Annotated in this window: 11 protein-coding genes and 1 pseudogene; 9 read left to right on the top strand and 3 right to left on the bottom strand. The window is 43.6% G+C overall.

The genetic code is table 11. The features are described 5' to 3' along the window. Positions 1 to 552 precede the first annotated feature (552 nt). The 7 genes and pseudogenes from ACWOEX_RS04715 (at position 553) to ACWOEX_RS04685 (ending at position 6,315) form a co-directional block, all read left to right on the top strand. Positions 553 to 2,719: pseudogene (locus ACWOEX_RS04715) on the top strand (peptide cleavage/export ABC transporter). A gap of 16 nt (positions 2,720 to 2,735) precedes the next feature. Then, on the top strand, positions 2,736 to 2,849 hold the full coding sequence (locus tag ACWOEX_RS04710; RefSeq protein WP_455298360.1) for a ComC/BlpC family leader-containing pheromone/bacteriocin: 114 nt from the start codon (positions 2,736 to 2,738) through the stop codon (positions 2,847 to 2,849). 9 nt (positions 2,850 to 2,858) lie between these two features. Beyond that, the gene (locus ACWOEX_RS04705) at positions 2,859 to 4,196 is read left to right on the top strand and encodes a GHKL domain-containing protein (protein ID WP_455298359.1); all 1,338 of its coding nucleotides are present in this window, start codon (positions 2,859 to 2,861) and stop codon (positions 4,194 to 4,196) included. Beyond that, on the top strand, positions 4,168 to 4,956 hold the full coding sequence (locus ACWOEX_RS04700) for a DNA-binding response regulator (RefSeq protein ID WP_455298358.1): 789 nt from the start codon (positions 4,168 to 4,170) through the stop codon (positions 4,954 to 4,956). Before ACWOEX_RS04705 ends, ACWOEX_RS04700 begins: the two co-directional genes overlap by 29 nt. Positions 4,957 to 5,174: 218 nt before the next feature. Further along, complete coding sequence (locus ACWOEX_RS04695) at positions 5,175 to 5,345, top strand: hypothetical protein (RefSeq protein WP_455298356.1); 171 nt, start codon at positions 5,175 to 5,177, stop codon at positions 5,343 to 5,345. Positions 5,346 to 5,466: 121 nt separating this feature from the next. Further along, complete coding sequence (locus ACWOEX_RS04690; protein WP_455298355.1) at positions 5,467 to 5,661, top strand: bacteriocin; 195 nt, start codon at positions 5,467 to 5,469, stop codon at positions 5,659 to 5,661. Between the two features lie 462 nt (positions 5,662 to 6,123). After that, entirely contained in the window at positions 6,124 to 6,315 is a 192-nt protein-coding gene (locus ACWOEX_RS04685) for a hypothetical protein (protein WP_455298354.1), read from the top strand. A gap of 512 nt (positions 6,316 to 6,827) precedes the next feature. On the opposite strand, the gene ACWOEX_RS04680 is transcribed toward ACWOEX_RS04685, so the two are convergent. The 3 genes from ACWOEX_RS04680 to metK are packed head-to-tail and all read right to left on the bottom strand — an operon-like array spanning position 6,828 to position 11,584. Next, a complete protein-coding gene (locus ACWOEX_RS04680; RefSeq protein WP_455298353.1) occupies positions 6,828 to 8,645 on the bottom strand; it encodes an ABC transporter ATP-binding protein in 1,818 nt (605 codons plus the stop codon). Continuing rightward, positions 8,638 to 10,371, bottom strand: a complete 1,734-nt coding sequence (locus ACWOEX_RS04675) for an ABC transporter ATP-binding protein (RefSeq protein ID WP_455298352.1) — start codon at positions 10,369 to 10,371, stop codon at positions 8,638 to 8,640. The genes ACWOEX_RS04680 and ACWOEX_RS04675 overlap by 8 nt, the downstream gene beginning before the upstream one ends. A gap of 22 nt (positions 10,372 to 10,393) precedes the next feature. Continuing rightward, the gene (gene metK / locus ACWOEX_RS04670; protein WP_455298351.1) at positions 10,394 to 11,584 is read right to left on the bottom strand and encodes a methionine adenosyltransferase; all 1,191 of its coding nucleotides are present in this window, start codon (positions 11,582 to 11,584) and stop codon (positions 10,394 to 10,396) included. A 400-nt stretch (positions 11,585 to 11,984) separates the two neighbouring features. Here metK and apf point away from each other — a divergent pair, with 400 nt between their 5' ends. Beyond that, a complete protein-coding gene (gene apf, locus ACWOEX_RS04665; protein WP_455298350.1) occupies positions 11,985 to 12,665 on the top strand; it encodes an aggregation-promoting factor in 681 nt (226 codons plus the stop codon). 184 nt (positions 12,666 to 12,849) lie between these two features. Next, the gene (locus ACWOEX_RS04660; protein ID WP_455298349.1) at positions 12,850 to 13,308 is read left to right on the top strand and encodes a CtsR family transcriptional regulator; all 459 of its coding nucleotides are present in this window, start codon (positions 12,850 to 12,852) and stop codon (positions 13,306 to 13,308) included. The last annotated feature ends 17 nt before the right edge of the window (positions 13,309 to 13,325 follow it).

The following is a 13,325-nucleotide window of genomic DNA, read 5'->3' as shown; positions in this document are numbered from 1 at the left end:
AATAAAGAAAATCAATAAAGAGATAAATCAAATCATTTGGAATTAAATTTGGAAATGATTTTTCAATCAAATATGAAGACATTTGCCAAATTACGAAAGGAATCAAAAAATGAATCCATTTCATTAGAATCACCCACTATTTATTAATTGAAATTAACACAGTACCATTGATTAGGATTTTTCTGGCAGCTTGCAGTTCCTTTTCCAGCTAAATAATCATATATAGCGCCTCCTACAAATCCTACTATGGCAGGAATCGCGCCACCTGAAACTTTTTTAGTTCGCTGCGAGATAACGTTTTGTATTGAGTCATCATGATATTTATCCTCCTAATGAATTGTAAAAGGTAATCGCTATAGACTAATATTAGTATAACTTGAATTCTTATAAGTGGAGGATGTGTTCGTGAAAAAACATTATTTTGTGCGTGAATGAAAACTAGGATAAACAAGTTATGTCATTGGCGCACACTTTTATGCAAATCACGCACAGTTGTGTTAGATGATTGTTGCTATGATAGGCTTAAAAATAGACAAGGGGGGAGAAATAAATATGAAATTCAAGAAGAAATATTACCGCGAACAGGTGGATGAGAACGACTGCGGTGTAGCATGTCTAGCGATGATGCTGGAGAACTATGGTGTTTATTATTCGCTGGAATCACTGCGACAACTCGCAAAGACCCAAAGACCACGCAGGAAGAGACGACAGCGCTCGGACTCGTGGAAACGGCAGAACAGCTCGGATTTGAGGTTCAAGCGATTCAAGCCGACATGTCGCTCTTTGAACAGGCGGATATCCCATATCCCTTTATCGCACACGTCATTAAACAAGGCCAACTGTTGCACTATTACGTTGTCACCGGCTGTGATCAAGACGCCGTCCACATTGCGGATCCCGATCCGAGTGTAGGGCTAGCCACTTTATCCACTGAACAATTTGCCAAAGAATGGACGGGCATCACGTTATTGATGCAGCCAGGTGAAGCGTTTAACCAGCAAACAGGTGAGCAGAAGCATCATTTGACGACCTTTATGCCTGCCCTCCTGAAACATAAAGGTCTGATCGCACCATCGTAGGCATCACGCTAGTTGTAACACTTATTAATATCCTCGGTTCGTACTACCTGCAGCTAATCATCGATCGTTATATTCCGAATCAGATGCTCGGGCTACTCGGTACGCTTTCTCTTGGATTAGTGATCGCCTACCTCATGCAGCAGTGGTTGTCTTTCATACAGTCGCAGTTACTCGTGCGGTTCGGTCAGCATTTATCTGTAGACGTGCTATTGTCCTACTTGCATCACGTCCTTCAATTGCCGATGTCTTTCTTTGCGACGCGAAAGACGGGAGAGATCGTCTCGCGATTCAATGATGCGAGCACGATCATTGATGCGCTAGCGAGCGCGGTATTGTCGGTTTTTTTGGATGTCTCCATGGCAGCCATCGTCGCCATCATCCTATTTATTCAACAGCCATTATTATTTGGGATCAGCTTTCTCGCCTTGCCGCTGTACGGTGTGATCGTTTTTGGATTTATGAAGCCGTTCAGTCGCTTAAATCATCAGGCAATGGAAAGCAATGCGAAGCTCTCCTCGGTGGTCATTGATGACTTAACAGGGATTGAATCCATCAAATCATTAGCGAGTGAAACACGAAATTATCAAAAAATCAAAGCAAATTTTGAGCGAACACTATCAACGAACCGTCGTTATTTCACGATTGAAAACGTACAGACTAGTCTCAAAACATTGCTCCACCTTATCCTCAATGTCATGATTCTGTGGCTCGGTTCACGTTTCATTATCAGAAGGGCGCTTTCTGTCGGTCAACTACTAGCGTTTAACGTATTACTCGTCTACTTCACGAATCCACTTGAAAACATCATCAACTTACAAACCAAGTGGCAGAAAGCGCAGGTCGCCAATGATCGCCTGAGCGAAGTATACCGCGTTGAATCGGAATTCGCGGATGAAGAAGAGCAGCAGGTAGCTAATGCCACCTTCAATCAACAGTTAACACTTGATCATGTTCATTTTAGTTTCGGCTATAGCGAAGATATTGTGTCAGATATTTCCTTAACCGTTCCAAAAGGAGGTAAAATAGCCTTAGTCGGTGAATCGGGGTCGGGAAAAACAACGCTCGCCAAATTGATTGTCCGTTTCTATGAGCCGGAAGAGGGAGAGTATAGGATTGATAATATCCCTGCAACACAGCATACGAAACATCAAGTCCGACGATTGATTCACTATGTCTCTCAGGAACCGTATGTTTTCAGCGGAACGATTTTGGAGAATTTAACACTCGGCATAGAACGTGAGGTAGATGAATCGGAGATTTGGCAGGCGCTGAGAAACGTTGAGTTGCTGGGTACGATCCAGCAGCTACCACTCGGATTGGAGACACCGTTATCTTCGAATGGCTCAGAATTATCCGGTGGGCAGAAACAACGCCTAGTTCTCGCACGTTCGTTACTGACACAAGCACCCGTTTTGATTCTCGATGAGAGCACCAGTCACTTGGATGTTTTAACGGAACACCGGATTATCGATCATTTATTCGCGACGGATCGCACTTTGATTTTTATCGCGCATCGGTTGAGTATCGCCGCGCGTTGCGATCACGTCTATGTGATGGCGAACGGACATATCGTACAGCAAGGCACACCGGACGAACTAGCTAAACAATCTGGATTATATCAACAATTAATTAGTCAATAGAAAGGAAGTTAGTAACATGAGAGAATTAACAACCGAAGAATTGCGTCAGATTATTGGTGGGAGGAAGTTCATGTCATATTTATATGATCAATGTACTAAAATAGGCATTTGCTCATTACCTAAAAGATAATTTAGTAATATGTTAGAATTTATAGGAATTTTATGCGCAACAATTGCGCGCTTTTTGCCACGAATTTATCTAGGCAGAGAAATTGATAAACAGTTTCTCGCACAAAAACGATGGATTGGATTGATTTTAGTCTATGTACTCGCTGGCTATTTTTCACCATTATTGATTACCTATTTGAGTATACCGGTTGTCTATTTCTGGGAGTTTTATCATTACCTCGGTAAAACAAAGAAGATAGCAATGTTTTATAGTGTTTACACACTATTGTCCTTCGAGTATATCTCTTTTTTCATCTACACAGTCTTAAATAAATTAATTGTTAATCTTGAAATTAATTTTGCGCTGTATGATTTTTTAGATTTAGTGGTTACATTGCTAGCGATGATAATCGCATTGAGGATATTTAGTTACTTAGAGATCGATTATGAATTACTAGAATCCAAAGCGTGTCAGAACATCATTCGTCGGACATGGCCGGTATTACTTGGTTTGATGGGATTGTTCTTAACTGCATCGTCGCTTTATTTCTTAGGGGTGCCGAATGGTGATGTGTACGATACGTCAGCTGCGATTGTAGTGTTTTTCGGTTTTTTGATGCTCTTATTGTACATTCAATCCAAACAACGAGAGTTTATCGATACACAGCATCGCCAATTGTTAGAGAATCAGAATCACGCGTTATCCGTCGATCTCGATTATTTGAGTCAATTATATGATGAGATTCGTGGATTCCGTCATGATATTTCTGGCATAGTCGGTGCGATGGGATCAGCAGTAGAGAGTGACGATATGGCGCAGGTTAAGGCCGTTTACCATAAGCTTTTCACACCGATGAATGATCAATTACAGTCGATTGAATATACAGCGTTTGATCTCGGTCATATCGAGGATCTCGGCGTTCGCAATGCATTGTCGTATGAAATGTTGAAGGCGAAGAATTTGAAGGTGCCGTTTCAGTTAGAAGTGATGGGACAGATTCCAAATATTACGGATAATGAATTATCAATTGTTCGCATTATTGATATTTTACTCGATAATGCGATTGAAGCAGCAGTAGAAGCGGAGAAGCCGTTAGTTGAAGTTGCCTTATTCGAAGAATCTGAGGGGGTCACGCTACGAATACGTAATACTAGAAAACGACAGCCACTCAATCAAAGAGAGATCTGGTATCAGGGCGTTTCGACAAAAGGCGATTCGCGCGGAATTGGACTAGCAAATGTGGATCAATTAATGGGGCAATTACCGAATGTGATGCTTCAGACACATATCGGAGACACAGATTTTACACAGACACTGAATGTTGAAAGGAGAGAGGACGATGATTCGTGTTGCAGCGGTAGAAGATGAATTGCTCCATCAGAATCGAATTGATGCGATTGTTGAGAGGTATCGCGTCGCTAATCATAGCGTGCGACCATTAGAATGTTTCGCGCATATTGATGAATTTAAACACTATTTTGATGCGATGCATACCTACGATTTGTACCTACTGGATGTCGATATTGATGGTAATCCAGAAGCTGGCATTCAATTAGCGAAGGAGATTCGGAAGATCGATTCATACGGGGATATTGTGTTCATCACAAGCCACTCGAATATGATGCCACTCGCCTTTGAATCTCACGTTAAGGCGTACGATTTCATCCCGAAAGACGAATCAGAAGTAGTTTTCCGAGATAAAATCACTGACGCGCTCACACATACACTGCAGATGCACGGTAGAAATGTATGTGAGCGCCAGACACCAACAAGTGAAATCTTCAACTATCATTACCAACAACGGCGCGGGATTCAATTACCTTACGATCAAATCCTGTACATCCAAAGTGACGAAGCCTCGCACCGTTTATTATTGATGGGAGAACAAGGGTCGGCGCATCTGTACGGCAGTTTGAAGGATATTTTATCAAAAGATAGCGACCATCATTTCATGAAAGTCGGACGTGCCCTGATTATCAATCCATTGAAGGTCGATTATGTCGATCGTAAACGCAAAGTCATCGTTTTCTTCAATGGATTAGAGCAAGGAATCCCGGGACGTCGTGTCAGACAGCTAGCAACAGAAATTCAAAAGGCCAAACATCAAAAAGCAATTAGGGCAGGTTGATAATGTTACTGTTCCTTAGTGGTTGAAATTGCGTATAAATAGCACAAAAGATACTTTTAATGAACTAAAATGAATTTTTTCACGAACAGTTGTGTTGTAGCTCCTAGAATCTATTACTATAACAGTGTATTAAAGAAGCACACATATCATCGATGAACGGTTACATCTTTAATGCATTGCGATTAGTACAGTAATAGATATGAATAGGAGGAATTACCATGGAAAACGTAAAAGTTGCAAACAACTATCAAACACTCTCTGCTGATGAATTGAAGTTGGTTATCGGTGTTAAATGTAGCTGGGGCGGTGCTGGAAAAGCTGCTGTTAATGGTGGTATCGGCGGTGCTATTGGTAATACTTTAGGATATGTTGGTACTTGCTGGTGGTAATATAAAGAAATTTATCTAATTGTGAGGAGATCAATATTATGATGAAGGTCGCATAGTACCATTAATAAAATGATAGAATGCGATCTTTATATTATTTGTTGTTTTTATAAGGAGAAAAATAATGAATAATCAACAATTATTTAAACTATTGAGTAAAATATTGAGTAAAAATGAACTCGCTCATATCAGTGGTGGCACAATGAACAATCAAGAATGTTATTGGGAAATGCCTTGGGGAGCCCCTTTTATCACTAATAATCCGGGGAATCATAGAAAGTATCCAGCGGTTATGCCAATTAAAAAATGCTTTTCTTAATCAAGATAAGATTGATTGACCAAGAGTGCAGTTAGTTTTATACCAATGAAAGAAGGTAACTACAATGCTAAAGAATTTACATGCAGGATATGCAGCGATAATTACAACTATTATCGCTACAGAAACAGGGTTCATATTCTCATTACTGTTTTTTGAATCAGATCTTCAACACTTACTTGTATCTTATGGAATATGTGGCGCTGTGTTATTCATAGTGATGTGGTTGTACTTTTCAAGAAATCAAAAACGTATCCGTCAATAATCAATCACTAGCATGTCACATTTTAGTAAATATACATTATTAATGTAAGAACACATCATATTTGTCATCAGATAATATGGTGTGTTTTTTAAGAATATAAGAAAAATTGCCATTCAGGCACACTATCATGTTGTTTCACGAACAGTTGTGTTACACATCTGTGAGTACGCTATCATATCAGTAGGAAGAAGGGATTTACCATGTCACGCAATACCAAACCATTTGTTAATTCTGCTATCGCAGCTGTGATGTTTATAGTGATGAATATCATTTTCAATAGGATTTTTGGTTCAGAAACGAACCACACATTCGTGCAAGTTGTCGTTAGTGGTTTACTTTATTTCTTTATCATGTGGGGATTTTTCGCCTGGAATCAGAAACGTAGTCATTGATACGATAGATACTCAGAAAGGATGATTTTTCATGGATAGTACGCCCTTTTTTGTCGATGTTGGATTGCTAGCGGTTGCTTTTATTATTCAGGATATTCTTTCTAATCATATTGATTTAAGTAATTTATGGATTGATCTGCTGTCTTTTCTCGCGATTTATAGCGTTTTGTATATTCTATATGTAATCATTCATAAGCAATTAAAGAAGCAGAATTAGTTGAAGGTGATTTTCTATGCAGAATAATGTTTCCAGAATGATGTGTGTAGGTTTCCTGATTTTTAATTATATACTCTTGTTCAGAAATGCCGGCATGGAAACCTGGCGTTTAACATTTATTTATATTGCGACGATTCTCTTTTCAGTATTACTGTACAACACGTTCGTTAGCGAAGATGACAAATAGACATTTAGAATCCAACATTAATACAGCGCATCCACTCGATGATGTGCTTTTTATATGCACAAAAAAACTGATGAGAGCTGTTCCCATCAGTTTTGATTAGTGTATATATTAATAACTCATATGAATGTCGGCAGGTTGATCCTGATTGAACTGACTGTTGTAGAGGTCGGCGTAGAAGCCGTTCTCTGCCATCAGTTCGTCGTGAGTACCGTGTTCAGTGATGGTACCGTTCTGCATAACGAGGATGACGTCCGCATTCTTAATCGTACTCAAACGGTGCGCGATCACGAAGCTGGTACGGTTCTCCATGACACGATCCATCGCTTCCTGAATGAGTTTTTCCAGGCGTGTGTCGACGGAGGAGGTCGCTTCGTCGAGGATCAGAATGTCCGGATCAGAGATGACTGCACGGGCAATCGTCATGAGCTGTTTCTGACCTTGTGAGACGTTCGTTCCTTCTTCATTGATCATCATGTCGTACGTATTCGGCAGGGTGGTAATGAAGTCGTGAACGTTCGCCACCTTCGCGGCATCGATGACTTCGTAGTCCTTAGCGTCGAGAGCACCGAAGCGAATGTTTTCCATCACGCTGTCGGTGTAGAGCCAAGCATCCTGAAGCACCATGCCCATGTGCTGTCTGAGTTCGTGACGCGAGATGTCTTTGATGTTGACGCCATCGATTTTGATCGCACCGTCTAGGACATCGTAAAAACGCATGAGTAGGTTGATCAATGTCGTTTTACCGGCACCAGTCGGCCCGACGACTGCCACGGTTTGTCCCGGTTTAACCTTGAATGAAATGTCGTTCATCAAGATATTGTCCGGATTGTAGCCGAATTTGATGTGGTCGAATTCGACCGCACCGCGAATTGGTTTTGGTAGTTCTTCATCGGTTTCAATCTGCACTTCTTCCTCTTGATCGAGGTATTCGAAGATACGTTCCGTCGCAGAGATCGCACTCTGGATCGGTCCTAACACCTGCATGAAGGCGTTGATCGGTCCGTTGATCTGCATGATGTAGATCACGAAGGCCTGCAGACTACCCACAGTGAACGTTCCGGCGAGCACGCGGAGTCCACCGATTAAGGTTGAGACCACGTATGCGAGGTTGAAGATAAAGTTCGATACCGGTTGTGTAATGGAAGAGAGGAAACCCGCACGCCTACCGTAACGTTGGAGAGCAGCGCTGTGCTTTTCAAATTCTTCGATACTATCCTGTTGATGGTTGTAAGCACGAATTTCAGTATGACCGGAGAGCTGTTCTTCGATAAAACCGAATAAGTTGCCCAAACTGTTCTGCAAGTTCTTGAATACCGGTTGCGAGAGACGCGTTAAGGTACGAATCGCAATGAATTCGATGACCAGCGTCACAACGATAATCAGCGTCAATTTCACGCTGAGGAACCACATGGCGATGAAACTGAACAGGAAGGTGAGTCCGGAGATCAGTCCCTGAATGATCGCCTGTTGGAGGGCGTTTGCGACGGCGTCCACGTCGTTTGTGGTACGACTGAGGATGTCACCGAGCTGGAACGTATCGAAGTACGCTACTGGGATACGGTTGGTTTTGTGTGAGATGTCGTTACGCAAGTCGGACATCGCGTTTTGAATGACGTTTGTCATCATCAACTGACCGTTGAGGTGCGAAATCACGTAAATGATTGCGATGATGATGTAGACGATCGTCAATTGACCGAGATACGGCAGGTTGATCGCAGCGCCCGGGATACCGCGAGCGATATCCGCCACATTGCGGGCGAGCTCGTTCGTAGCGAGTGCGAGAACGGCGGGCAGGATCGCGTTACAGATCGTCATAACCACGATACTGAACAGTGAGACGAAGAATTTGAGACGATATGCTTTGATGTAGTTCCAGAGACGTCCCCAGAGGTAGAAGACGCTCTTTTTATGTTCACGATCAGGCATTGGCTAATTCCTCCTCACTCAATTGCGATGCAGCGATCTCATGGTAGAGGTCGGATGTTTCGAGTAATTCTTTGTGCGTCCCCTTGGCAGCGATGCGTCCCTGATCCAAGACGATGATCTGATCCGCATGCATGATGGTTGCGACACGCTGCGCAACAATGATCGTCGTCGCATCCTTCGTTTCTTCTGCCAATTTGGCACGAACGGTTGCGTCCGTCTTGTAGTCTAAGGCAGAGAAACTATCGTCAAACACGTAGACTTCGTGTTCACCGATGATGGAACGTGCGATCGAGAGACGCTGTTTCTGACCACCGGAGAGGTTATTTCCACCTTCTGAGAGGTGCGTATCCAATCCGCTCGGTGTACGCGAAATGAATTCAGCAGCTTGAGAAATATCTGAGGCACGAGAGAGATCCGCCGTGTCTGCTGTCGCATTACCGTAGCGCAAGTTATCGGAAATCTTTCCGGTAAAGAGGTTGGCGCGCTGCGGGGTGTAACCGATCTTTTCACGCAAGGTTTTGAGATCGAGCTCGCGAATATCGACACCGTCAAGTAGGATCTGTCCCTTCGTCACGTCGTAGAAACGCGGAATCAACTTCACGATGGTTGATTTTCCTGAACCGGTCGATCCGATAAAGGCGATCGTCTGTCCTGCTTTGGAAGAGAAGGAAATGTCACGTAAGGTCGGTTCATCCGCATCCGGGTAACTGAAGGAGACGTTCTTGAACTCGAGGCGTCCGCTGCCGTCTGTTTCCGTTTTTGGATTTTCGGGATTTTGAACCGAAATCGGCATATCGATAATTTCCTGCAGACGTTCAGAACTAACCGCCGCTCTCGGATACATCAAGAAGATAGTTGAGAAGAGCGACAGTGAGAAGAGCGCTTCGAAGACGTATTCGATAAAGGCGACCACGTCACCGACTTGAAGATTACCGGCTGAAATTTGTCCGGCACCGAGCCAGATGACCATCGCAATCCCAATTTCCGTGATGAAGTTGAACCCCGGCTGGGAGCTTCCCACGATTTGGAAGAGCTTGGTTGAAATTTTACGGTAGCTTTCGTTCGATTCTTCGAAACGTTCTTCTTGGTACGGTTCACGGTTGAAGGCACGGATAACGCGCAATCCCGTGATGTTTTCACGCTGGATACGGTTGATCTTATCGAGTCCGCGCTGTTGTTTTTGTGAGAGCGGATGCGTGATTTTAACGATTAAGATAATGATCAGGATAATCAACGGTAGCGCAGGAGAGATGTAGAGCCCCATGCGTACGGAGAGTCTCAAGATCATAAAGATACTCACGATAATCATAATCGGTGCGGTGAGTCCCATCCCGAGCAGCATGATTGAGAACTGCATGAGCAGGAAGGCGTCGTTCGTCAAACGTGTAGAGAGCGACGGCACACCGAGCGACTGGAATTCGTGAAGTGAGAGTTGCTGGATTTTGGTGTAGACGTCATCACGCAAGTCTTTGATGATGTGGTTGGAGAGGCTGCTGACGAAGAAACGTGACATCAGCTGTCCAGCCAAACCGAGAAAGACGATGAATAACATCAGCATGATGAACATGAATAACTGACTCTGAGACTGATTGGCTAATGCACCATCAATAATGTAGGAGAGTAAGGTTGGTAACCCCAAACGTACAATCACAAAACAGATGGAACCAAAGAGTGCGAGTAATAATTGAATAGGATACGGTTTAACGTATCGGAATAGAAACTTCAATCGATTCGCCTCCTTACTAAAACTAAGACAATGTCTTTAGAATCTGTTGGAGTTTCTCAACTTGATCGGTGCGTTCCCATGGAAGATCGACGTCGGTACGGCCAAAGTGTCCATAAGCCGCCGTCTGACTAAAGATCGGCTGGTTGAGTCCGAGTGATTCGATCATGCCGCGCGGTGTGAGTTTGAACGTTTCACGGACGGCCTTGATGAGAGTTTCTTCCTTATGGTCACTCGTACCTTTGCAGTCGATACTGATTGAGATTGGATGTGCAACCCCGATCGCATAGGATAACTGCACTTCACACTTGTGGGCGAAACCACCAGCGACGATATTTTTCGCAATGTAGCGCGCCATGTAGCTAGCGGAGCGGTCAACTTTGGTGGAGTCCTTACCGGAGAAGGCGCCACCACCGTGAGGCGCCGCACCACCGTAAGTGTCGACGATGATCTTACGTCCGGTCAGTCCGGAGTCGGCAACTGGACCACCGATGACGAATTGACCAGTTGGATTAATGTAGAGATTGGTATCGTCATCGAGCCATTTTTCAGGGATAACCGGTTTCACGACTTCACGAATAATGTCGGGACGCAGTTCGTCGAGCGTGACGCTTTCTTTGTGTTGCGTACTAATGACGATACTGTCGACACGCAGCGCTTGGTTGTTTTCGTCGTATTCGATGGTAACTTGCGTCTTGCCGTCTGGTCCCAAGTAGTCGAGGATCCCTTGGTGACGGACCTCAGCGAGACGACGAGCGAGACGATGACTCAACGCAATCGGAATCGGCATATATTCTGGAGTTTCGTCCGTCGCATAGCCGAACATGATTCCCTGGTCACCCGCACCGATTTCTTTTTCGGCGGATGCATCGCCACGTGTCTCCAGTGCGTCGTCCACACCGAGTGCGATATCACCGGACTGTTCATCGAGAGAGACGATCACAGCCACGTGGTCGGCATCGAAACCGTAAAGGTCATCAGTATAACCGATACGGCGAATGGTGTCTCGCACAATGCTTTGGATATCTACATAGGCGGACGTTGATAATTCACCGAAAACGAAGACGAGACCGGTATTAACGACCGTTTCACACGCCACACGTGCGTTCGGATCTTCTTTGAGGATGGCATCGAGGATCGCATCGCTGATCTGGTCAGCTACTTTATCCGGATGTCCTTCTGTTACAGATTCTGAAGTAAAAAGATGTGTTGGCAATGGTAGCCCTCCTTTATATAGATGATTGAGATGTAAAAACGGCGCTGTCATATAAATTAGGTTGTGAAATGCTAGGTTTTAGATGACGCGCCGAATGTATTACACCTATTGTAGTATGAAAAAAATAGTTTATCCAGATTGAGAAAGGTTGCACAAACAAGGAAAAACAGAAAAATTAGCGTGAAATATCACAAAAGTTACAGAAACATTACAAAAAACGGCAAAACGTTGCATACAGACAACAACTTTCACAGTGTGGTTAAAGGTCATTGACAGTTCGCCAGATTTCCCCACAAACCCAAATGACCGTGATAGTATACTTTTTGTCGAAATGAGAGGCACGCAAATGACGTGCAGAAAATCTAGAATCATAGCAAAAGAAAAAGGAGTTTTATTTAACATGAATTTACGTAAGGTTTTACTTGGCGGAACAGTTGCATTGTCTACAGTTATTGCATTGAACTTCGGTGAAGTTGCCAATGCACAGGCTAACGGCGAAGCAAGCTCTTGGGAAGCACGTACTGTAGAACAGGTTAAAGCAGACTTCCAAGAAAAAGAAGACGGCAACAAAACTTACACTATCAAATACGGTGACACCTTAGGCGTTATCGCTAAAGCTGCTGGTGTAGACGTTAACCAGTTGGCAGCATTCAACAACATCGAAAACGCAAACTTGATCTTCCCAGGTAACGAATTAACGTTCAACTTCGATGCGAACGAAAAAGTTTCTTCTGTAGAAGTTAAGGAAGCAAACGGTCACGTTGAAACTGTACCGGTTCAGGAAGCACCTGCACAAGAAGCAGCACCTGTACAACAAGCTGCACCAGCTCCTGCGCCAGCACCTCAAGCAGCACCAGTTCAAGGTGGTAGCGCAAAAGAAATCATTGCTAGTCGTGAATCCGGTGGTTCTTACGACGCACGTAACGGACGTTACATCGGTCGTTACCAATTAGACGCAAGCTACTTGAATGGTGACTTCTCACCAGCTAACCAAGAACGTGTAGCTGATCAATACGTTGCTGGTCGTTACGGTTCATGGGATGCAGCCTTAGCATTCTGGAACGCAAACGGTTGGTACTAAGCCGATAGCGTTAATAACTAACGAACAATCTAACAGCCCAAGCTTTCTGGCTTGGGCTGTTTTTTATTAAGTGATCGTGTTTCTACATTAACTGATGGCATCTCAAACAATTGCGTCAGTCACAAAAACACGGTACAATGATATTAGTCAAAGTTAGTCAATCTCATAGAAAGAGTTGAGAATTATGCAAAAGCGGAATATATCTGATATTATCGAAAGTTATCTAAAAGATGTTTTGCGCGATGCTTCAGATGTCGAGATTCGACGCAGTGAGATTGCGAATCGTTTCGAATGTGTACCGTCGCAGATCAATTACGTAATTAATACGCGCTTTACCCCGAAACAAGGCTATGCTGTCGAGAGTAAGCGCGGTGGTGGCGGTTATATTCGCATTATGAAATTACAAGTTGTCGATGAGGCAGAGTATTTGGATCGTATTAATTTGATGATCCAAGACAGCATTTCTCTGAGAGATGCAAATGCTGTGATCGAAAATCTGACGCATAAGCAATTAATCGATGAGAAGCAAGCATTCATCATGCGTGCCGCAGTGGACGATGCGATCGTGCAATCCATCGATAGACCGAATCAAGCGCGTGCAATCATTTTGAAGCATATTATCGAGCGTTTGAAATACCGTTAATCTACAAGAATAAGGAG

It is taken from the genome of Aerococcus vaginalis (genome assembly GCF_053762225.1).
The sequence above is the reverse complement of the archived record's forward strand: the minus strand, read 5'-3'. Positions and strand labels throughout refer to the sequence as shown.

Coding starts and splice junctions, on each gene's coding strand:
- ACWOEX_RS04680 (WP_455298353.1), bottom strand. CDS start 8,645: ATGCCTGATCGTGAACATAAAAAGAGCGTCTTCTACCTCTGGGGACGT.
- apf (WP_455298350.1), top strand. CDS start 11,985: ATGAATTTACGTAAGGTTTTACTTGGCGGAACAGTTGCATTGTCTACA.
- ACWOEX_RS04710 (WP_455298360.1), top strand. CDS start 2,736: ATGAGAGAATTAACAACCGAAGAATTGCGTCAGATTATTGGTGGGAGG.
- ACWOEX_RS04695 (WP_455298356.1), top strand. CDS start 5,175: ATGGAAAACGTAAAAGTTGCAAACAACTATCAAACACTCTCTGCTGAT.
- ACWOEX_RS04705 (WP_455298359.1), top strand. CDS start 2,859: ATGTTAGAATTTATAGGAATTTTATGCGCAACAATTGCGCGCTTTTTG.
- ACWOEX_RS04685 (WP_455298354.1), top strand. CDS start 6,124: ATGTCACGCAATACCAAACCATTTGTTAATTCTGCTATCGCAGCTGTG.
- ACWOEX_RS04700 (WP_455298358.1), top strand. CDS start 4,168: ATGATTCGTGTTGCAGCGGTAGAAGATGAATTGCTCCATCAGAATCGA.
- ACWOEX_RS04660 (WP_455298349.1), top strand. CDS start 12,850: ATGCAAAAGCGGAATATATCTGATATTATCGAAAGTTATCTAAAAGAT.
- ACWOEX_RS04690 (WP_455298355.1), top strand. CDS start 5,467: ATGAATAATCAACAATTATTTAAACTATTGAGTAAAATATTGAGTAAA.